Here is a 20,844-nt window from a genome sequence, read left to right on the forward strand (position 1 = left end):
ATGTCGGCCCAGGGTCAGCGGTGGGCGTCGCCAGCCGGGCCGCCACCACGGTGGGCCGCGAGCGTCGCGGCCAGTGCCTGCCGATCGAGCTTCCCCCGCGGCGTGCGCGGCAAGCTGTCCACGGTCAGAATCCGCACCGGCATGCTGGGACTCGGCAACGTCGCACGCAGACGCCGCCAGATCTCGTCAATGCTCGGTGCGGCGCTGTCCACGACGATTGCGGCCGCGGGCGCCTGCCCCATGCGTTCGTCCGCGATGCCGATGCAGGCGGCTTCCGCGATACCGGGTATCGCGGTGAGCGCCGCTTCAACGGCGGCGGGTTCCACATTGAGTCCGGCCCGGATCAGCATCTCGGAGTCGCGGCCGAACAGGTACAGACGATTGCCGATCACCCGGCCCCGGTCGCCCACCGTAAGCCACCCGTCCACGGGGCCGTCCACCACGCCGTCCGCGGTGAGGTAGCCGCCGAACAGCATGTCGCTGCGCACATAGACCAGGCCGTCCCGGATCCGCGCCTCGACGCCGTCGAACAGTTCTCCCACCGAGTTCTCGTCGGCGGCCCCGAGTCCTCGGTCGAAGGACACGAAACTCAGTTCGGAAGCACCGTAGAAGTGCACGAGCGAGGCGTTCGGCAAGACCTCCTGCAACGCACGACGTCCCGTGCGCGGCCAGCGGGCCGCCGAGGACAGCACCTCCCGGACGCTCTCGATCGGACCGATACCGGCCCGCACCACGTCCCACGCGATCGTCGGCACCGAATACAGATGTGTCGCGCCGTCGGTCAGCGACTGGACGACCGGCCGCAGATCGACCGTCGCGCCCCGGGTCAGAGCATGCAACGCGCCGTACAGAAAGTGCGTGTGGTCGAGGACGCCGGGCACCGACACGCGATCGTCGGCGCCGATGCCGAACATGCGGTCGGAGCGATCCAGCGTGGTGGCCCACGATCGCTGGTCGCGCACGAAGAGTTTCGGCTCACCAGTGGTGCCGGAAGTAATGCCGACCAGCAGTTCGCTATCCGGCCGCGCACCGCCGACCAGGCCGGCGGATTCCAGTGTCGCCGCGGTCCGCACGCTCCCCTCGAATCCCAGCCTGCGCAGCCGCCGATGCTGGTGCGGCGCGGCCACGACCGCTGCGGGCTCCGCCAGTTCCAGCACCCTGCTCCGCTGGGCGGGCAGTAGATGGCGGTGCAGCAGTACGACACTCACGCCTGCGTGCATCGCCGCCGTCACCACCACCAGCGATTCGATATCGGACGTGGGCAGCACGGCGATTCGGCGCATACCGTCGAGCCCCGCGGCCGTGCGGACCACCCGGGACCAGAAATCCCGGTAGTCGATGCGCTCCCGACGGTCGACCACCGCGCTCGCGCGCGGGACCTCCGCAGCCTGTCCGGCGATCCGCGCGGCAAGCAGGTCAGACATCGTCCACTCCCCTCGCCGCGAGTGCATCGCCCATCGCGTCGGCGGTCCGCAGCGCCCGCACCAGCGTCGGCGTGACCAGCGCCGTCATCGACCACTGCAGTCCGCGGGCCCGGCGCGCCTCGGAGACGTCGTGCACGATTCCGGCCAGCAGCGGGACACACCGGATGGCCAGAGCCAGCAGCAGACCGATCCGCTCGGGATCGACGCCGATCCTGCGCAGCGGCCCCAGCCCTCGGGTGACCGCGTCGAGCAGGTCCGTCACGCGAGTGGTGAGCGTGACCAGCGCGGCGAGTGCCACCGAGATCACCAGGACACCGCACACCACCGCCGCCCGCGCAGGCGAAGTGATGAGCATCTGGAACACCGCGATGAGCGCCACCATCCACACCAGCGGACGCAACTGCGCCACGACGACTCGCCACGGAATCCGGGCCACCGCGAACAGTCCCGCCACGACCACGGCGACGATCACGACCTGCACCGGGCTGCGCACGAACACCGAGGCCGCGACGATCGAAACCAGCAGCAGCACCAGTTTCGGCCCGGCGGGCATCCGGTGCAGCGGGGAATCGCCGGGGCGGTAGACGCCGATCATTCGACCGAGGCCCGGTACGCCGGGACGGCGTCGGCGGGGGCGCCGTCGAACGCCACCGCGCCGTCGTCGATGACGATGACGCGGTCGAAACCCTCCAGCAGCGACAACTGATGCGTCACTACGATCACCTGCTGATCCACGGCGTTCAGCGCCTCGGCGATCAGTCTCGCGTTGCGCAGATCCAGTAGCGTGGTCGGTTCGTCGGCCACGATCACCTCCGGCCTGCGAATGAGGACGGCTCCGATCGCGAGCAACTGCTTCTGACCACCGGACAACAGGTGCGCGGGGTGTTCGGCGTGGTCGGCGAGCCCGAACCGCTCCAGGATCTCCCGGACACGCACCGCGATCTCTTGTTTGCTCAGGCCCGTCCGCCGCAGCGAGAAAGCCAGATCCTCCGCGACTGTGGGCATCACGATCTGCGTATCCGGGTCGGTGAACACGAACCCGACCTTCCGCCGCACCTGCGCGCCTTTGCGGGCGGCGTCCACACCGTCCACCGTGACCGTGCCGGAAGTCGGCGTCAGCAAGCCGTTGATCATGCGCGCCAAAGTGGACTTGCCGGAACCGTTGGCGCCGATGATGCCGACGCGGCGCTCGCTGATCCGCAAGTCGATGTCGCGCAGCACCTTGCGGTCGCCGAAGCGGTGGTGGACCGAGTCGAAGACGATTTCACTCACGACACACGCTCCACAAGCATTGCGATGCCCTGCCCGCCCCCGATGGCGCAGGCCGCGAGACCGAGCTCCGGGCCCTCCGCGCGCAGCATCTGACTGGCCAACCGCACCAGCAAAATGGCTCCGGACGCTCCCCAAGGATGACCCATCGCGATCGCGCCGCCTTGCGGGCAGATCCTGGCTTCGTCCAAGCCCAATTCGTCCGCCACCGCCAGCACCACCGACGCGAACGCTTCGGTGATCTCGATGACGCCGAGATCCGCCACAGTGAATCCGCTGCGCCGCAGAAGTTTTCGTATCGCGGGCACGGGACCGAGCCCGGGCAGCGCCGGATCGGATCCGGCGACCGCGCAGCCGAGGATTCGCAACGCGGGCAGCCCCGCGGCCATAGCCTCGCTGGTGACCGCCATCGCCGCTGCGCCGTCGGAGATCCCGCACGAATTGCCCGCGGTGGCCGTGCCGTCTACACCGAAACCGGGGCGCAGCCGTGCGAGCCGGGTCTCGGTCATGCCCGCGCGGATGCGCTCGTCCCGGTGCACGTCACCGATCGGCACGATCTCCGCGGAGAAGTCGGCGGCCGCGGCGAGGGTGTGCGAGCGTGCCGCGTACGCGTCCTGCCGCGCACGGCTGATGCCGCGCGCTCGGGCGAGATCGTCGGCGGCCACGCCCATATCGGGATCGGGAAAACCCGGTGGTGCGAAGGGAGCACGGGTGTATCGCACAGGGTCGGCGTCCGCGACAGGGGGCCAGAAGCGCCATGGCGCTGTGCTCGCCGACTCGACGCCTCCGGCCAGGATGAGGTCGTCCGCGCCGCTGCGCACGCGCAACGCCGCCTGCATCACCGCGTCGAGACCGGACCCGCACTGCCGGTCGACGGTGACGCCGGGAACGTGCACGCCCAGTCCCGCCCGCAATGCGGCGACCCGCGCCGGATCGCCACCCGGTCCGAGACAGTTGCCGAGGACGACGTCGTCCACCTCGCCGTCGATTCCCGCGCCGCGCAACATCGCAAGCACCTCGCGCAGCACAGGGGTGGCCAGATCGGTGACGGTCAGATCGGCGAATCCGTGCCCGGCGTTGCCGATCGGTGTGCGACGTGGCGCCACGAGAACGGGGACGTGGCTCATGTCAGAAAGTCTTTCAGCTGCCCCCTGGCGACCTTTCCTGCGGCAGTCCTCGGCAGCTCGGGAAGCGGCACCCACCGACGCGGCATCGCCTCTTTCGTCAGCACCCGCCGCGCTCGCGACCGGATCTTCTCGAGGCCGACCATGCCGTCCAGTTGTACTGCGGCCGTGACGATTTCACCGAAAACGGCATGGGGCGCTCCGATCACCGCCGCGGCGGCGACTCCGTCGAGCGTCGCCAGGACGCGCTCAACATCCTCGGCCACCACCGTGGTGCCGCCCACGTTGATCGCACAGTCGCCCCTGCCCCGCACCGTCAGCGTGCGGCCCTCCCCGACCTCGGCGAGGTCACCGACCCCGAACCACTCGGGTGCGCCGAGCACGGTGTAGGGAGATCGAACGAAGAGCAGCCCGCCGCGCACGTCGGCCTCGACTCCGTCGAGCAGGCGCAGCGGCTCGGGAACACGCCGCGCCGCCACCAGGGAGACTTCCGAGGACCCGTAGTACTCGACGACATCGAGGTGGGCGGCGGCGGCCAGCGCACCGTCGTCCACCGCGATGCCCGCGACGATCGCGGTACGCAAGCGCGGGCAGGTACGCGCCGCCTCACGCAGCACGGCGGGTACCGCATGCACCACGGTGGCCCGCGACGCGTCGTCGGTGACGCAGGCGCCGCGCCACAGCGCGTGCAGCGCGCCGAACAGATGCATGGTCGCGTGCAGCGGGCCGGTGATCAGTACGCGGTCGGCCGGCGCCACGCCGGTGATCGCGGTGAACGCCGGGAAGCTGTCGTACCAGGAGGCGGCTGTCCGGGCGAGCGGTCGCGGACGCCCGGTCGACCCGGACGTCGCCACCAGCAGAAACGCCGAAGGTGGAATGCTCGTCCGGTGCGGACGGGCGTCCGGATTCTCGACCAGCACCGGGATTCCGCGCCGGACCGCGGCACAGACACAGATCAGCGCGTCCGGAACCGAGAGGGTCGAGGCGTCGTACACGGTCGCGTCACCCTGCGCAGTGATCCACTGCTCGATCGCCCGGTCGAGGTCGCGATAAGTGTGGGTGCGGCCGTCGAAGTCGAGGGCAGGCTGATCACCCGTGCCACCGAGTTCGGGACTAGGCACGGATCACACCGGGATACGCACGGTGGACCCCCTTGGCCACCACCGTCGCGACGACTACTTTTGCCAGATCGCCGGGAATGAATGCGACGTTGGTGGAGATCGCGGCCCCGATCCCCAGATCGGTGCGCACCAGCAGACCGACGATGCCGCAGAGGTAGATGACGAGCATCCCACCGGCGGCGTTGCTCAGCAGGCCCAGCACGATCGGGTACTTCGGCAGGATACGAGCGGTGAGCAGCCCGATGAGCAGTGCCGCGGGAATCCAGCCGAGCAAGTATCCGGCACTGGGCCCGGCCAGCGCGGTCAAACCGGTTCGGCCGCCGGACAGCAGCGGCAGGCCGAGCATCGTGAGCGCGAGGAAGACCAGCACCGCGGCCGTGCCCTTGCGCGCCCCCAGCACCGCCCCGGCCAGGATGACACCGAGAGTCTGCACGGTGATCGGCACGCCGCTGAATCCGACCGTGATGGCCCCGGGCAGACCGAGCGCGGCGATCAGCGCGGCGAAAACGGCGATCTGCGCCATATCGCGCGCCGGAATCCCAGCCCTCGACTCCCGAGAGTTCTCGACACCCTCCACGACAACCCTCCGCTGAAACTTGAACGACGTTCAAGATAGCAGGTCAGGCTGGTGCCAGGCGCGAGCCCCGCACGACGAGAATTCCGCGACAACGGTGACCTTGTCCTCTGTCGCCGGAAACGGCTTCGAGGGATTGTCGAGTAGCAACCGGCCCGTCGTCGTCGAGGAGGTTCAGCATGATCACCGCCGGAACTGTCATGCGCCCCGATGTCGAGTGCATCAGCGTGCGGGACACCATGGGCTTCGCCGCCCAGCGGATGCGCCAGCTCGACGTCGGCGCACTCCCCGTCTGTGATGGCGAAGGCCATCCGGTCGGGATCGTGACCGATCGCGACATCGTCGTGAAGGTTGTCGGTGTCGGGTTGAATCCCGGGACAACCACAGCGGGCGAACTCACCCAAGGCGCGGACAAAATGCACACCGTCGACGTCAGCGCGGATATCAGCGACGTTCTCGCGTGTATGACCGAGTTCCGCATCCGCCGGCTTCCGGTAACCGCTCACGGCCGCCTCGCCGGCATCATCACCGAGGCGGATCTCGCCCGGCAGCTGCCCGAGCACCAGGTCGGCGAATTCGTCGAAGCCATTTGCGCCGCGAATCTTCCGACTCCGGGCCGGACCGCGTCCTGACTCGGCTGTCCGTTCACGTCCACGACCCGGTAGCCCGGCAAACACCGCGGCACATGCGAAAACAGGAGGAATACGGGGGAATTCCCTGCTGCCGTGCAGTTCTCGAGAGATGATCAGTGGTGCAACACGCGCTGGTCACGCACGGCATCGACCGAACGCTCGTCGTGATCGTGTTCTGGAATGCGGGGAGGGGAACCATGTTCGCTCGGCGAGCGATAGTCCTGGCTACAGTGGCGGTAGCGATCTCGGCATGCGCCACGTCGATACCCGATCCAGAATCGGGCAGTGCGACGACGCAGCAGACACCTTTGCCCGATGCCTCATCAGGCTCTGAAGTGCCCAGGCTACCGACTAAAACCGATGCCGGTAAGACGGCGGGCGCGCCCTTCCGGATTCCGGCTTTCACGGAGCTCCAAGGGACCCCGATCGTGGATGTCCGGGACCTCGCGGTGACGGCGATAGCAAACGAGTGCGGAGGCTGCGTCGAGGTCCACGTCGCGCAGGACAACAGCGACACCCAGCGCAGCGTTTGCCAATACAGCGGTTTCCGTGGCGCAAAAGCGGATTCGACACCGACCGAACAGTCACCCAATGGGACGCTCATCCTGACGCCCGGCTCGACACTGACACTTCTCACCGGGACGCTGGCGCCACGGAAACTCCCCTGCGGCAAAGTCGGATGGGAACCGAAGACGACACCGGAGACCGGCTCGCCCACCACGACCGTGTCGCCCACCGAAACCGCCTCGCCCACCGCGACGGCGACGAGCAAGCCACGTGTCACAACCACCAGATGAGCAGGCGCCGACATCGGCGACGGGGTTGGCGTTCGATGGGTTCACGCACGTCGCGAGATCCCTCGGGCAACTGGTCGCGCCGACCACGCTGCTGACCGCCGTCCTGTTCTACTTCGGCTGGGCCCACGTCTACTGGTTCTTCAACTACTTCGGTGTCGATTCGACGACACTGAATCCGAGCATCCGCGAGTATCTGATGCGCACCGTCGACACGCTGTTCGTGCCGTTGACACTCGTCGGTGTCATCGGCATGGCCGTGCTGTGGGGATATCTCGCGCTTCCCGATTCGGTCCGCGCCCGTCAGCCGGGGCGGTGGGCCACCACCGTGATCGCGGTGATCGCCGCAGCAGTCCTCATCAATGGGCTATCCCGAATCTATGTAGTGACCCCGCTCAACAAAGGCTTGTGTGTGGCGCCGGTATCGATCATCGCTGCGGTGCTGGTGTTCTGGCTGCTGGTGGTGCTGCGCCGCAAGCGCCTGCGTGAACGCCTCCCCGCGACAGCGCCACCACCGTCGCAGGCGGCCGCGGTCGCGGAATGGGTGATCCTGTTCATCATGGTCGGCATCAATTTGTTCTGGATCGCCACCGACTATTCGGTCGCGGTCGGTCAGACCCGGGCGCGTGAATGGGCCGCGCAACTGCCTACCGGTTCCCAGGTCATCATCTACAGCGAAAAGGAGCTGCACCTGTCCGGATCTGATGTTCGCAGGACGTCGTGCGGCACCGATCCCGGCGCTGGATCCGCCTACCGGTTCCGCTACGACGGGCTGGTACCCCTGAGCCGCATCGGCGACCACTACGTCCTGGTCCCCCGGACCTGGCGGCCCGGGCACGGCGCGGCGATCGTCCTGCCCGCGCAGAGTCCAGGCGCGATCCGGTTCGAGTTCCGCCTGGCGGGCGACACGGTACCCGCCAGCTGCTGAGATGGCGCATCCGGCCGTGAGCGGCTTTCCCGGCACTCCGCGGTGTTGCTCCGCGAGGAAGAACAGACGATTCATTGCGGCAGACCGAGTCCTTCGGCCAGTACAGGCCACGACTTCTTCAGTGCTTCCTGCCAATAGCCCCACGAATGGGTTCCGGTGGGCTGGAAATCATAGGTCGCGGGGATTGCGAGTGCGGTCAGTCGGTCACGCATGTTGTGTGTGCACCAGTTCACCGCTGCCTCGATGACGCCGCCGAGGATCAGCTGGTTGAGATAGCCACGGGGGCCGGGCTGCATGTGTGTGCCGTTGTAGGTGTCGTACATTCCGGGCACGCCGGTGCCCGTGGACAGGAACAAGCGCACTCCGCGTAGCTGGTCGGCGTGCAGGTAAGGGTCGTTGGCCGCCCACATCGGGTCGTCGGGCGGGCCGTACATGTTGTGGGTGTCGCCGCCGCCCCAGCTTTCCACGGCCAGCTTCACGAACTCGCGTCCGAGCGGATCGCTGACCTGCGCGCAGCCGCTGTAGGCCGCGACCGCCTGGTACCGGCCGGGTTTCGCGATCGCCAGCTGGAGCACCGAAGTTCCGGATGTCGACAGTCCCGCGATGGCGTTCGCACCGGTGGTGCCGAACTCCGCGTCGATCAGGGGAGGCAATTCCTCGGTGAGGAAGGTCTTCCATTTGTACAGGCCGAGTTTCGGGTCGGGGGCGCGCCAGTCGGTGTAATAGCTCCAGCGCCCGCCGACGGGCTGGACGACGTTCACGTCTTTGTCGGCGAGGAAGCGCAGCACGTCGGTGTTCTTCTGCCACGTCGCGCTGTCCTGGCCACCACCACCACCGTTCAGCAGATACAGGGTCGGCCGGGGCGCCGAGCGGTCCGCCGGGCGCAGCACTTTCACCATGATGTCCTGTCGCATCGCCGCGGAGTACACCCGCAACTGCACCGTGCGCTCTTCCTCCGCCCAGTGGCCGGTGATCACTGACGGCGGATCCGCTTTCGCGTTCGGCGACGCGGCGACCACGCCGAACAGCGCTACGACCGCCGTGATGACGGGTATCCAAGGGCGGCAGAGTTTTTCGCTGCGAGGCATAGCCGGATGCTCCTGTTCTGGTCAGCGCACGTCGTGGTCGACACCCCCGTGCCCACCGAGCGGCGGGTGCGATGGTCCGCTCGGTGGGCTCACCGCCGCGCGCCGGAATGTGCGCGCCAGGACAGGGGCGGGTTCTGAGGGATCCTGTCCGGCGAGCAGCGAACGCGAGGCGGCTGGTGCCTCCGTCGAGCAGCGCGAAGTCGGGCACAATGCACGCCGCGCGACGAAGGCAGGTCTATCGGGTGGTCAGAGCGAGCCTCCGCCGCCGATCAGCCACGGGTTGAAGGTGCACTCCAAGTTCGGATGGCCGACGGGGTCCAACGCACGCAGCGCGATGGACAGCGCCCGTGGCGAGTACATGATGGTGAGGTGGTCGGACACGTCCTGCTCGCATCCGTCCTGCAGGGTGATATTCCGCACCGACACACCAGGCGCCGCCTTAAGGAAGGTCAAGTCGTAAGGGTTGGTGATCTCGTCGTAGCGGGTCGCGACAATGGTGTAGTCGACGCCGGGAATGGTGTCGCCGTTCTCGTTGAGCTTGTTGACGAAGTCCGAGCCGACCGTCTGCTGGATGCCAGCGTGGCCGACGAAGATCTCGATGAAGCCGAGGATGTCGATACCGAAGTTGTTGATCGCCCGGCCCAGCGCGCCGATTCCGATCAGGCTCGTGCCGTGGTGCGTGGCGCCGTAGGTGACCAGGTTCGCGACCTTGGCGGCGCCACCCTCGAACTTGGTGTACCAGTTCGACATCGAACCACCCTGGGAATGCGCGACGATGTCCACTTCGGACGCGCCGGTCGCGGCCAGCACCCGGTCGACGAACGTGGCCAGCTGCTTGGCGGAGTCCTGGATATAGCCTGTGCCCATCACGCCGGGGAGCACCGAACCGAGACCGCCTCCTTCGAGCAGGTTCGACCGGCCGTAGTTGAAAGTGAACGTGCAGAAGCCGGCGTCCTTGATCGGCCGGCCCATGTACGCGAAGCCGTTGTAGGCGTTCATCCAGGTGCCGTGCACCATGACCACCGGGCGCGGATGCTCGGTCGTCGGTTTGCAGTTCCAGTCGTTGGCGCCGGGCGGGGCGACGTCCGGATGCGTCAGCCCGTAGCCGAACGCGGCCAGCCACGACGTCATCGGGGGGCCGTAACCTACGGTGTCGCTGGCGTATCCGCCGGATGACCCCGAGCTGCTGCCGGACCCGCCGTAGCAGTCTCCGGAACCGTTGCCGGAACCGGCGCCGCTGCCCGATGTGCAGGCCGAGCCGGTGCCCGCACTTCCCGAATCGGCGATCGGCGCGGCCTTGCGACCGGCCGCGATGTAGTCCGCGAGCGTCTGCTCGGTCGGCCGCTCCTCGGGCGCCGCGTTCGCGCCGACGCCGGTCGAACCGACAGCGAGCACCGACACGCTCAGCAGCACCGCCGCGATAGACGAGCGCCCGTAGGTACTTCGTTTCATTGCCTGCCTCCTGCAGAACCACGATGTTCGAGGGCCGGTGCCGTTCCCGCGGCACCGAAACTGCGCCAACGCTAGAACCGCGCGACGCGAGCGCCCACGCCGAACGATCGGATCTGGAGACCTCACGAATGCCTTTGTCGCGGCTAGGGATACGCCACAAGGTAGCGACAATTCCCGGTATCGGGAGGCGATATGGCAAGCGGCACAAAAAGACCGCGACGAAACGGTGAATTCTCCAGATCACCGTGGGATCACAGTTCGACATCGGCGTGCACGGGCATCATGGACAAAAACCCGCACCTCGCCGTCGGTGGACATCCGATGGCTAACCGCTCGGAGACCCCGTGTCCAGCACCATGGTTCCCAGCGCAGGCGTCGGCGCTCGCGCGACGCCGTGCCGTTCGCCGCCGGCCATATCGACCGCGGGATCGCTTCTTTCACGACGCGGCGTCGGCATCGCCGCCAACCGTGACAGCCGAGCGAATGCCTTCGCCAGTCCGGCGCATCGGCCCGCTCACCAACCGGGGCCTGCCGACCAGCACCGTTTCGCAATACAGGAGCAACCATGACCCAGACCGCTGTGAATCCGGCTGATCAGGCGAGGGCGCTCGTCGACCACCGTTATCGTTCCGCCGTCCCCTACCAGGTGGAACGAGAAAAGATCCGGGAATTCGCCCGCGCCGTCCAGGATTACCATCCGGCGCATTGGAGCGAGGCCGCCGCGGCCGAACTCGGATTTTCCGGGCTCGTCGCGCCCCCGACCTTCAGCTCGATAATTCTCACCCGGATGCACCGCGAAATCATGGATTCGCTGATCACCGGATACGACCCCACCCGGATTCTGCACGCGGACCAGGTATTCGACTTCGGCAGGCCGCTGGTCGCCGGAGACCGCCTGACCTGTGACGTCTACTTCGAATCGTTCCGGCACTTCGGCGACTACGACGTTCTCGCGATCAAGAGCGTGCTCATCGACCAGGACGGCATGGTGGTGCAGACCGGCTCCAGCGCGCTGCTCGCACGCGTCGGCGGCCCCGATCCGGGGCTGGCCGAGGCGGTACGCACGGTCGCCATGTCCCCTGTCACGACGCGACAGGGCCGAACCGAAGCCGTCGTCCCCGCCGCGGCCGACTCGCTTGCGCCACCGCACGCACCCCGGATCGCGCAGCCGGAGGTCGATTTCGCCGACCTCGCGGTGGGCACGGAACTGCCGACGCGGACTGTGCGCTTGTCTCGTGGGGACCTGGTCAACTACGCCGGAGTGACCGGCGACGTCAATCCGGTGCTCTTCGACGAACGAATCGCCGTCGCCAGCGGTCTGCCGACCGTGGTCGCACCCGGCATGCTGAAACTCGGCCTGGCCGCTTCGTTCCTCAGTGCCTGGCTCGGCGACCCCACGGCGCTCACCCGATTCCGCGCACAGTTCGCGCACAACACGCACTACTTGCGCATTCCGCCCTTGGCGGCCGGGACGGTCGAGTTCCGCGGCCGGGTCACCTCGATCGATCCGCGCAGGCGGCGAGCGACCGTCGCGGTCGACGCACGGGCCGAAGGTCGCAAGCTGTTCGGCTACGCCGCCGCGGAAGTGCTCTTCCAGCAAGCTAGTTGGGCCAGCGCCTGATCACGCCGCCGCGTCGGCCCGGCCCGTATCCGGTCCATCGACCCCGGCGCGGCCACGAACCAGGCCGGTGAGCAGCGCCAGCCTACGGTGCGATGCCAAGCGGGCGGCACGGTCATAGGTACTGGTGTGCACCAAAATCTCATCGGCGCCGGTCCCGATCACCAGCCGCTCCAGCTGTTCGGCCACCTCGTCCTCGGTGCCGAACAGATGCCCGCGCAGACCCTCGTCGAAGATCTTGCGTTCCCGCTCGGTCATGGTGCGCGTCTCGATCTCCGAGGGCGGTATCAGGGGCGGGAACTCACCGCGGGTGCGGGCGTACGCGGCGGACCATGCCTCCGGTAGCAGCAGCCGATGCGCCTGTGCGGCGGTGTCGGCGATGACGATCGAGCCCGATACCACCACGTAGGGTTCCGCGCCCGCCACCCCGGGACGAAAGTCCGCGCGATAACGCTCGATGGCCTCGATCATGCGGTCCTCGCCGCCCACCGCGGCGATCACGAGCGGCAGCCCGAACCGCGCCGCACGCGCGGCGCCGGACCCGGTCGCCAGCAGGAAGGCGGGAACCCGCAGCCCCTCCGCGGGCCAGGCGTGCACGCCCCGGCTGCCGTCGGCGAAGTACGCCAGCAGCTCGGCGAGCTGAGCGTCGAAGTCCTCGGCATCGCGCTTGTCGTGCCCGAGGGCCCGCCGCACGCCGTCGGTGAAACCCACCGACCGGCCCAGGCCCATATCGATACGTCCCGGATACAGCGACTCCAGCACACCGAATTGCTCGGCCACGACCAGCGGCTGATGGTTGGGCAGCATCACGCCGCCGGTGCCGATCCGGATCCGGGAAGTCGCGGCGGCCGCGGCGGCGGCGAGCACCGTGGGCGCCGAGCCGGCCACGCCGGGCACGCTGTGGTGCTCGGACACCCAGAAGCGGTGATACCCCCATTCCTCGGCGAGCCGAGCGAACTCGACGGTCTCGCGCAGCGCGGCCGGATGGCTCTGGCCGCGCCGGACGCGCGAGCGGTCGAGCACGGAGAACCGGACGGAGGACAGAGCCGAGGTCATACCGATGTCAACGCCGCCGCGCCGGACAGATTCCGCGGCGTCGTTCAGGAGGACTCGGGTACCTCGAGTGCCGACGCGAGCACTGCCCACATCTTCGGCAGCTGGGCCTGGAAATCCGGCCAGGTGTGCATTCCCGCGGGCGAGTATTCCACGGTGGCGGGAATCTTCAGTTCCGCCAGACGCGCGGCGAACCGCTCGGTGCACGCCCGGGCGCCCGCCTCCAGCGCCGCGCCACCACCCGCGGTGCGCAGCGCCTCCGCGATCGTCGGCGAGCCGGCGACCGCGACCAAGTCGGCGCCGGTGGGCAGGCCGGTAGCCGCCGACAGGTAGATCCCCGTGCCGCGCAGGCCTTCCGCGTGCAGCAGGCTGTCGTGCGCGGACCATTCCGGTGAGGTCGGCGGGCCCCAGAGGTTGTCGACATTGCCGCCGCGTGAGGCCACGGTGATGGTGGTGACGGCGTGACCGAGCGGGTCCGAAGTCGAGTAGCAGCCGCTCATCCCGGCCACGGCGCGATACCAGCCGGGATGGCGCTGCGCCAGCATCATCGCCGCCTGCGCTCCCATCGACACCCCCGCGATCGCACGGCGGCCGTCGTTGCGCAGCAGCGATTCCACGATGGGTGGAAGCTCGGTGGTGAGGAAGGTCTCCCAGCGATTGAGGCCGAGCGCGGTGTCGTGCCGAATCCAGTCGCTGTACATGCTGCCGGTGCCGCCGCCGGTCAGCACCACGTCGACCGGCTTGTCCGCGAAGAACTCCGCGGCGTTGCCCTTGGTCAGCCACGCGGAGGTGGCGTCGCCGTCGACGCCGTCGAGCAGATACAGGACCGGCCGGGGCCCCGTGCCGGTGCCGCGCAGCACATCGACGGTGATGATCCGGCGCATGGCCGCCGATGCGATCGCCAGCCGTTCCCGGCGCGGCGAAACTTTCTCGATCGAGATCAAGCCGGTGCGGGTCATCGAGGGGTCGACGGCGGGCGGCGGTGCCGCCGGTGCCTGCGGGGCAGGCGTCACCGGATCGGCGAGCACGGGCGCGGCGGCCACCGCGGCGATGACCGCCATCGCCGCGGTGATCGGTCCACGCAGCCTCATAGCGCCGTGGCGGCCCGTTCCGCCTGCTGGACCGCTGCTTGTTCGCACTGCTGCTCGAATCGGTGCACCTGAATCCGGGGTTCGTCCTGCTCTGCGCTGGATCGGCCGCCCCGGGCAGCCCACACGCCGCCGCGGTTGTAGGCCGCCGAGATCATTCTGTGATAAGATGACAGACTGTCTACAGTACGCAGCTTCGTGATCATCGCGATCAGCGCTACAACGGAAAATTCGTATCGGTCCGGCTCCCGATCAACGCGACCCATCGCGGTGAATTCATGTCGGTCCACGCATTGCACGGAATCATGCGGATTCCAGGCCTTGGACTTGCGCAGATGGTCGCTGAGCGGGCGTTCGGCGGTGGGCTCGAGTTCGCGCGGAATATGGCGATCGGACAACGCGGTGGTCACTCGCACTCCTTAGCTCACCCTCGACAACAGGGCAACATCGACAATAGCGGACGAATAGTCATGCCGAGCGTCCAATTACGTGATCGTTGGGCGCGGTGACGATGCTCATAGGCCCCTGCTGGGCTAGCTCACAACCCGGCGCTTCGTCGCCTTCGGCAACCCGGTACAACCCCGGCGGCCCGCCCGCCGCCCGCAGCCGGTCCAGGAGATCGTGCGCACGACCGGCGAGTTCGGGGATGCGCGCGGTGCGGCCGGTCGCGACCGCGGCGGTCAACGGCACCTCGGCGGCGTCACCGACCATGGCCAGAACCTCGTCGGTCATGCTGAACGATCCGGTGCGGGCGAGCGCGTCATCCAGGGGCACCAGCACGGTGCCGCCCGCGGCGGACAGCACCGACAGCGCCCGGGAGCCGAGCGGACCGGCCAGCGCGGCCTGGACACGGCGGAGCTTGCGGCGGGCGGCGAGCACGCCCGCGCCAGGTCTTCGCTCGTCCGGATGCGCGGGAATGCTCAATGCCATCACCTGGTAGGACCGCGCGATCGCGATGCCGGTCTCCCGGGCGAGCTCGCCCACGCCCTGTCCGCCGAGCAAGGCCGAGACCAGCGTCTGAGCGGCGGTTTGATGTTCCCGAGCGACCGCGCGATGCTCGTCGACATAGGCGGTCGACGCGGCCAGGGTCACCGTTTCCAGCACCCGGACCGCCAGTCGCGCGCCGGCGAGAAAATGATCCGCCCGCTCGTCGGCGACCTGGTCGGCGAGGAATTCCAATCCGCTTCTTATTTCGTCGTGGTACGCGCCGAGCACCGTTTCCAGCGCGATTCCCTCACGTGCCCACCGTGCGGCGAATCCGGCGATCTCCTGAGGCTGCGGTTCGGCCGGTGACGTGCGTGGAGCGAGGAGTTCGACGGCCGCGGCCAAACAGTTTCGCGCGGCGGTCGCCACATCGCCGGACGCGTCGGGGCCGGAGTGCCCGGCCAGATGTGCGACGAGTTTCGATGTCAACATCTCGGTACTCGTTGTCGGCTGCCTGCCCATCATGCCTACCGAAGGTTAGCGACTGATCGTGATGAAATCGAGATATGTCCGGACGAATCGGGTAACTCATCACGGACCGCCCGGCGTGTTGGGCGGGATCACAAGCACTCGAGCCGTTCGGCGAATACCGCGACCCAGGTCGCCGGAAATGCTGCGACGCCGTAGTTTCGGATTTCCGTTGCGCGGCCCTCGGATGCGAGGTATGTGACGCAGCGCCGACCGCGCATTCCGGCGCTGCGTCGTCGTCACCCTAGAGCCGTATCGGCCGCCCTGAGAAGCCCCCGTCCGCGCGTTCGGGAGGGTTCATCGGCACCGGTCACCGCGATTGGGGCATCGCACAAGCCGCCGCGCGCCGCCTCCGTTGGCGTCGGATTATGTTGTGTCACAATGCAACCTGGCGACCATAGTGGAATCTCTGATGATCGGCGCCGAAACGGGCGAACCCACACGCCGATGCTTTACCGTCGCAGCAGTGCCGGGCCCCTCGTTCGCCGCGTTGTGGCCCGGCACGCGACGTGCCCGCTGCGCGGGTCCCTACCCTCGCCCGGCGGGCACGCCGCACTCGGGCTCAGCCGTGCCCCCAGGTGAGGTCCGCGGCAACCCATTCGGATTCCCAGCGCCGCAGGCGCCGCCGGTCCAGGCCGCGGCGGACGAGCCAGTAGCTCCCCCCGAGCACGACCGAGACGCCGAGCAGCGCGCCCGCGGTGAGCAGCACCGCTTTGCTGGCGGCCTGGGTCGAGGACGGCGGCTCCACGATTGCCCCACCCTCGTTCAACCAGATCGACACGGTGGAACCCGTTTCCACAACCGTGGTCGACTGGTAGTCGGCCGTGTGCGTCCCGCCTTCGGCGTCCTTCCAGGACACTCGCGCGGGGATGACCGGCGCGTACAGCGGCGCTTTCCCGGTCTCGATCACGGTGGCGTCGACTTGGTGCAGCCGCGCCGTTTCGGCTTGCACCGCAGCCGTTTCCACTCGATACACGGTGCCGCCGACGGTCACCGCCAGCACGGGAACGACGACCAAGAACACCAGGGCGAGCAGAGCGGCCACGCCGGTTTGCAGGCGGTCTTCCCCGCGACGCAGTGGATTTCGGTCCAGCCCGACGCGTCGGCACGTCCGGCGGTACATGCTCACCGACCCGGTAGACATGACGGTGACTCCTCGGAACGGAATTCGGCAGTGAGGGTGAGGAGGGTGTCGAAGAATTCTTCGACGAGGCCGGGCAGGCCCATTGGGTCCGGGCCCGCCGCCCAGCTCTGCAACGCCGCGAGCAGCATGCCCGCACCGGCGGCCACGGCGGTGGCCGGACGTGGATCCGTCAGCGGATCCACCCCCAGCCGCGCCGCGATGATCCGGACGGATTCGCGCTGTCCGTCGATGCGGATGCGCTGATAACCGGCGAACAGCCCGGGCTCGTCCTCGAAACGCTGGAACAGCGCCCAGCGCCGCGCCAACAGCGCGGCGCGGGCGCCACCGTACTCGGTGGCGAGCCAGTCGTGCACGGCGTTGCGATAGGCGACCAAAGGCGGCTCGGACGGCGGTCGACGGCACAGCGCCTCGTTGAACAGGTGCACGTCCTGATCGACATCGCCGAGCACGGCCTCCTCGATGGAGGCGAAGTGCCTGCTGAAAGTGCGCCGGGTGACGCCGGCACGCACCGCGATGTCCTCCACGGCGACCGCGTCGAGACCCCGCTCCGTGAGCAGGTCGAACGCCGCACGCGATAGCGCCGCACGGCTGCGGCGAGTGCGCAGCCGACGACCGTCCAGACCGACTCCGTCGTCGCCCATGGACATAGACTACGCCTTATTGTCCCATTGGGACAATACTTCACTGTGGCCGGACTCACTCCATGCGCGAACACGCACGGCCGTGTCGAGTCGTCAGGCCCCCGACTCCGTCACGTGTGCGCGGGATCCTGGTTCGTCGACCGTCGGCGGGGCGTCGTCGCGGAGCGCTTCCAGCAGCCACCGGGAATGCTCGGGCGGCGGCGCGAGTACCGAAAGCTGGTTGAGCACGGCGTAATACGCGTCCAGATCGGCGACCTTGTCCAGATAGAGCGCGCCGGTCAATTGCTGGAGGTAGACGATGTCGGGCAAGTCCGTCTCGGCGAAACGCAATACGGTGAAGGCACCGTCGGCGAGTGCGGGCCCACCAACGTGGTCGGCCAGGATCTGGATGGTGATGTGCGGCTGCTGCTCCGCCCGCAGCAGATGCTCGATCTGGGCACGCCAGACGGTGGACCCGCCGATCCTGCGCCGCAGCGCGGCTTCCTTGATGATCATCCAGAGCTGTGGGGGTTCCGGCCGGGACAGGATCTCCTGGCGGCGCATACGCAGAGCGACGCGACGCTCGATCGAGGCCGCCGATTCGCCCGCATGAGCCAAGCCGAGCACCGCGCGGGCATACGCCTGTGTCTGCAGCAATTCGGGCACCGCTCTCGGCTCATAGCTGCGAATCAGCCGCGCCGCCTGCTCCAAACCCAGGTAGGTGTCGAACCACTTCGGCAACCAGTCGTTGTCGCGGGCCCACCAGCCCGAGGCGTTGGCTTGCCTGGCCAGCTCGAGGTATCGCTCCCGCTCGCCGGGGTCGGTCACCCGATAGAGGTCGAGCAGGTCCACCAGGTCGCGTTCCCGGCAGCCGGTGCGCCCGAGTTCCAGCCTGCTGATCTTCGAATGCGACCCGCGAATGGCCTCGCCCGCGGCTTCCCGAGTGAGGCCGCGGTCCTCGCGTAGGCGGCGGAGGCGACCACCGAGCACCATCCGGAGAACCGTGGGACCGCCACCGGCCACAGGATGGTCACCGGAGCCGAAATCCGTCGCCTGTCGCACCTTCGAAGGAGGCATCTCCCGAGTGTGCCACGGGCACCCGACGTCGGCTACGCCCGAAATGCCTTGTACGCCCGGGTATTCCTGGCGGGCCGACGAATCCGGTCAGGCTGAGCCCGACGGTCGATCCATCGTCTCCGGTTGACGCTCGCGCAGCGCCGCGACGAGTTCCCTGGTGTATTCCGGTGGCGCGGCGTGCACCGAAAGCAGGTTCGCCACCGCGCGATAGGCGGCGAGATCAGCCTGCTTGTCCAGATACAGCGCACCCGTGAGCTGCTGGAGGTACACGATGTCGGGCAGGTCCGCCTCGGCGAAGCGCAGCATGGTGAAGGCCCCGTCGGCGAGCGCGGGACCGCCGACGTGATCGGCCAGCACCTGCACGGTGACGTTCGGCGCGTCCGCGGCCCGCAGCACGTGCTCGAGCTGGGCCAGCCACACCCGCGACCCGCCGATCCTGCGCCGCAGCGCCGCCTCCTCGACGATCAGCCACAGCTGCGGCGGGTTCGGTCTGGCCAGGATTTCCTGGCGGCGCATACGCAAGGCGACGCGCCGCTCGATCGACTCCTCGTCCTCATGGGGATGGGCGAGGACGAGCAGGGCGCGCGCGTAGTCGGGGGTCTGCAGCAGCTCGGGTATCACCCGCGGCTCGTAGCAGCGAATCAGCTGTGCTGCCTGTTCCAGCCCGAGATAGGTGTCGAACCACTTCGGCAGCCAATCGGAGTCGCGGTGCCACCACCCCGAGGTGTTGGCCTGTTTCGCGAGTCGCTTGAATTCGGCCAGCTCCTCCTCGTCGGTGACCCCGTACAGCTCGAGCAGGTCGACCAGATCCCGTTCCCGGAACCCGGTACGGCCCAGCTCGAGCCGGCTGATCTTGGAATGCGAACCACGAATCGCCTCGCCCGCCTCCTCGAGCGAAATGCCACAAGCCTCGCGCAGCCGTCGCATCCGCCCGCCGAGAATCATCCGCAAAACGGTCGGGCCGCCCTCGACGGCCGGAGCCGTTGTGCGAGCGACTGTTTCAGTTCGAGGCCGCACTACCGAAGCACGCATGTTTCGAGTCTCCCATGTGCGTTCGCCACACTCCAGCACCAACCCGATGGAATCGAAGCGTATGCGCAGGTGCAAGCACATCCGCAAGATCACCGGACGGTAGTACTGAGATCAGCTGGGCTGCGGTGACATCCACTCGACCACAGCGACGCCGACGGATGTCCGCTGCCTACCTGAACGGGATACCGATGCGAGGCATCAGCGCAGCAGCACTGTCGCTGTCGCGCGCCCGAACAACTTGCGCCCCTCGGAAGTGGCACTCAGCGCGATGGTGGCGGCACGATGCTCGGGATCCAATTCCTTTACCCGGCCACTAAATTCAATCGCACTCGCTTTGGCCGCCGGTACCGGTGCGAACCCGGCGAATCGGACCGCGTACTTCGCCACGGCGGCTGGATCGCCCAGCCATGACGTCAGGTACCCGGCGCCGAGCCCCATCGTGAGCAGTCCGTGCGACACCACATTCGGCAGGCCCGCGCTGCTCGCCACCAAGTCGCTGAAATGGATCGGATTCGAATCACCCGAAACGCCAGCGTAATTCACCAGATCACCACGGGTGAGCAGCGTCGTTCGGGGGGCCAGCGCCATGCCGACGGACAACTCCTCGAAAGCGGGGATCGACCGCGGCGTACGCGGCGCGTCGGACGAATCCGGTTGTGCCGGTTCGTCGAAGCACTCGACCAGACCGGCGTCTTCGTCGATCGTTCGCGTGGCCGCCGCTGCCGACCGGTCGGCAGCGGACTGCCCGGTCATGATCACGCCTTCGACCGTGGCGCGCAGGTCGGGGGCGAGATCGACCCCGGTCTGCGCCACCGCGGTGCTGTAGGCGGTCTGCAACACCTCTTTGTGCTGGTTGGTGAGCACATTCTTGGTGACCATGAAGTCCTTGTCACCGAATTGCCGGAACGACTCGATATAGGAGTCGCACCGCAGTTGGTCGCCCGCGACGATCGGGCGGTGCACCTGGATGGACTGCTCGGTCTGCAAGACCTGACCGAGATCGTAGCCGGTGAGCACGGACTCGAACATCTTGCGCTGCACCAGCAGCAGGACGATCGAGGAAAAGGTCGCCGGCGCGACCAGCCCGTCGAAGCCCAACTCCGCGGCGGCGTCCTCATACCGGTGCGCCGGATGGCCGTCCTGCAGCGCTCGCGCGAACTCGCGGATCTTCTCTCGGCCCACCTCGTAGTGGTCGGTCAAGCGGTAATGCCGTCCCACCAACGCCATTGCCTGCTCGGACGCGGTGGTCGTGCTGTCGTTCATGTGTCCTCTCGCGGATTCGAGCTTCCCCCCGCCCAGACCGGCACACCGCTGCCATACCGCGTTACCGGATGCCTCCCCCGGCGCCGTCACA

General features: G+C 68.0%; 21 protein-coding genes. 4 read left to right on the forward strand and 17 right to left on the reverse strand.

Annotated elements, in window-relative coordinates; all coding sequences use genetic code 11:
• Window positions 1-14: 14 nt before the first annotated feature.
• The 6 genes from IU459_RS21350 to IU459_RS21375 are packed head-to-tail and all read right to left on the reverse strand — an operon-like array spanning window position 15 to window position 5,515.
• The gene (locus IU459_RS21350) at window positions 15-1,424 is read right to left on the reverse strand and encodes an AMP-binding protein (RefSeq protein ID WP_195131325.1); all 1,410 of its coding nucleotides are present in this window, start codon (window positions 1,422-1,424) and stop codon (window positions 15-17) included.
• Window positions 1,417-2,019, reverse strand: a complete 603-nt coding sequence (locus tag IU459_RS21355; protein ID WP_195131326.1) for an energy-coupling factor transporter transmembrane component T family protein — start codon at window positions 2,017-2,019, stop codon at window positions 1,417-1,419. Before IU459_RS21355 ends, IU459_RS21350 begins: the two co-directional genes overlap by 8 nt.
• Complete coding sequence (locus IU459_RS21360) at window positions 2,016-2,696, reverse strand: energy-coupling factor ABC transporter ATP-binding protein (protein ID WP_195131327.1); 681 nt, start codon at window positions 2,694-2,696, stop codon at window positions 2,016-2,018. Before IU459_RS21360 ends, IU459_RS21355 begins: the two co-directional genes overlap by 4 nt.
• Window positions 2,693-3,820 (reverse strand): thiolase family protein, encoded by a 1,128-nt coding sequence (locus tag IU459_RS21365; protein WP_195131328.1) that lies wholly within the window; start codon window positions 3,818-3,820, stop codon window positions 2,693-2,695. The genes IU459_RS21360 and IU459_RS21365 overlap by 4 nt, the downstream gene beginning before the upstream one ends.
• Window positions 3,817-4,938 (reverse strand): AMP-binding enzyme, encoded by a 1,122-nt coding sequence (locus tag IU459_RS39745; RefSeq protein ID WP_195131329.1) that lies wholly within the window; start codon window positions 4,936-4,938, stop codon window positions 3,817-3,819. The genes IU459_RS21365 and IU459_RS39745 overlap by 4 nt, the downstream gene beginning before the upstream one ends.
• Window positions 4,931-5,515, reverse strand: a complete 585-nt coding sequence (locus tag IU459_RS21375) for a biotin transporter BioY (protein WP_195131330.1) — start codon at window positions 5,513-5,515, stop codon at window positions 4,931-4,933. The genes IU459_RS39745 and IU459_RS21375 overlap by 8 nt, the downstream gene beginning before the upstream one ends.
• Before the next feature lie 176 nt (window positions 5,516-5,691).
• Here IU459_RS21375 and IU459_RS21380 point away from each other — a divergent pair, with 176 nt between their 5' ends.
• The 3 genes from IU459_RS21380 to IU459_RS21390 all read left to right on the forward strand — a co-directional run bounded on the left by IU459_RS21380 (window position 5,692) and on the right by IU459_RS21390 (window position 7,866).
• Window positions 5,692-6,144, forward strand: coding sequence for a CBS domain-containing protein (locus tag IU459_RS21380; protein WP_195131331.1), 453 nt, complete (start codon window positions 5,692-5,694; stop codon window positions 6,142-6,144).
• 335 nt (window positions 6,145-6,479) lie between these two features.
• Complete coding sequence (locus IU459_RS21385) at window positions 6,480-6,941, forward strand: hypothetical protein (protein WP_195131332.1); 462 nt, start codon at window positions 6,480-6,482, stop codon at window positions 6,939-6,941.
• Entirely contained in the window at window positions 6,922-7,866 is a 945-nt protein-coding gene (locus IU459_RS21390) for a hypothetical protein (protein WP_195131333.1), read from the forward strand. The genes IU459_RS21385 and IU459_RS21390 overlap by 20 nt, the downstream gene beginning before the upstream one ends.
• A gap of 71 nt (window positions 7,867-7,937) precedes the next feature.
• Here the strand turns inward: IU459_RS21390 and IU459_RS21395 are convergent, their stop codons facing one another.
• Window positions 7,938-8,954 carry an alpha/beta hydrolase gene (locus IU459_RS21395; RefSeq protein ID WP_195131334.1) on the reverse strand — a complete coding sequence of 339 codons (1,017 nt, stop codon included), beginning with the start codon at window positions 8,952-8,954 and terminating at the stop codon, window positions 7,938-7,940.
• Window positions 8,955-9,200: 246 nt separating this feature from the next.
• Window positions 9,201-10,406 carry an esterase/lipase family protein gene (locus tag IU459_RS21400; protein WP_195131335.1) on the reverse strand — a complete coding sequence of 402 codons (1,206 nt, stop codon included), beginning with the start codon at window positions 10,404-10,406 and terminating at the stop codon, window positions 9,201-9,203.
• 565 nt (window positions 10,407-10,971) lie between these two features.
• On the opposite strand from IU459_RS21400, the gene IU459_RS21405 reads away from it, so the two are divergent.
• The gene (locus IU459_RS21405; protein WP_195131336.1) at window positions 10,972-12,027 is read left to right on the forward strand and encodes a fused (3R)-hydroxyacyl-ACP dehydratase subunits HadA/HadB; all 1,056 of its coding nucleotides are present in this window, start codon (window positions 10,972-10,974) and stop codon (window positions 12,025-12,027) included.
• Here IU459_RS21405 and IU459_RS21410 read toward each other — a convergent pair whose 3' ends face one another.
• The 9 genes from IU459_RS21410 to IU459_RS21450 all read right to left on the reverse strand — a co-directional run bounded on the left by IU459_RS21410 (window position 12,028) and on the right by IU459_RS21450 (window position 20,753).
• A complete protein-coding gene (locus IU459_RS21410) occupies window positions 12,028-13,080 on the reverse strand; it encodes an LLM class flavin-dependent oxidoreductase (RefSeq protein ID WP_195131337.1) in 1,053 nt (350 codons plus the stop codon). It abuts the gene before it with no gap.
• A 44-nt stretch (window positions 13,081-13,124) separates the two neighbouring features.
• Window positions 13,125-14,168 (reverse strand): alpha/beta hydrolase, encoded by a 1,044-nt coding sequence (locus tag IU459_RS21415; RefSeq protein WP_195131338.1) that lies wholly within the window; start codon window positions 14,166-14,168, stop codon window positions 13,125-13,127.
• Window positions 14,165-14,575: an acyl-ACP desaturase gene (locus tag IU459_RS21420; protein WP_195131339.1), complete on the reverse strand. Its 411-nt coding sequence runs from the start codon at window positions 14,573-14,575 to the stop codon at window positions 14,165-14,167. The genes IU459_RS21415 and IU459_RS21420 overlap by 4 nt, the downstream gene beginning before the upstream one ends.
• A gap of 58 nt (window positions 14,576-14,633) precedes the next feature.
• Window positions 14,634-15,581, reverse strand: a complete 948-nt coding sequence (locus IU459_RS21425) for a transcriptional regulator (protein WP_228838281.1) — start codon at window positions 15,579-15,581, stop codon at window positions 14,634-14,636.
• 598 nt (window positions 15,582-16,179) lie between these two features.
• Window positions 16,180-16,761, reverse strand: coding sequence for an Rv1733c family protein (locus IU459_RS21430; RefSeq protein ID WP_195131341.1), 582 nt, complete (start codon window positions 16,759-16,761; stop codon window positions 16,180-16,182).
• Window positions 16,743-17,402 carry a TetR/AcrR family transcriptional regulator gene (locus IU459_RS21435; RefSeq protein ID WP_195131342.1) on the reverse strand — a complete coding sequence of 220 codons (660 nt, stop codon included), beginning with the start codon at window positions 17,400-17,402 and terminating at the stop codon, window positions 16,743-16,745. Before IU459_RS21435 ends, IU459_RS21430 begins: the two co-directional genes overlap by 19 nt.
• A 93-nt stretch (window positions 17,403-17,495) precedes the next feature.
• Window positions 17,496-18,458, reverse strand: coding sequence for a helix-turn-helix domain-containing protein (locus IU459_RS21440; RefSeq protein ID WP_195131343.1), 963 nt, complete (start codon window positions 18,456-18,458; stop codon window positions 17,496-17,498).
• Between the two features lie 87 nt (window positions 18,459-18,545).
• A complete protein-coding gene (locus tag IU459_RS21445) occupies window positions 18,546-19,403 on the reverse strand; it encodes a helix-turn-helix domain-containing protein (RefSeq protein WP_195131344.1) in 858 nt (285 codons plus the stop codon).
• Between the two features lie 285 nt (window positions 19,404-19,688).
• Window positions 19,689-20,753, reverse strand: a complete 1,065-nt coding sequence (locus tag IU459_RS21450; RefSeq protein WP_195131345.1) for a fused (3R)-hydroxyacyl-ACP dehydratase subunits HadA/HadB — start codon at window positions 20,751-20,753, stop codon at window positions 19,689-19,691.
• Window positions 20,754-20,844 lie beyond the last annotated feature (91 nt).

The organism is Nocardia amamiensis, assembly GCF_015477605.1.
Lineage (GTDB): Bacteria > Actinomycetota > Actinomycetes > Mycobacteriales > Mycobacteriaceae > Nocardia > Nocardia amamiensis_A.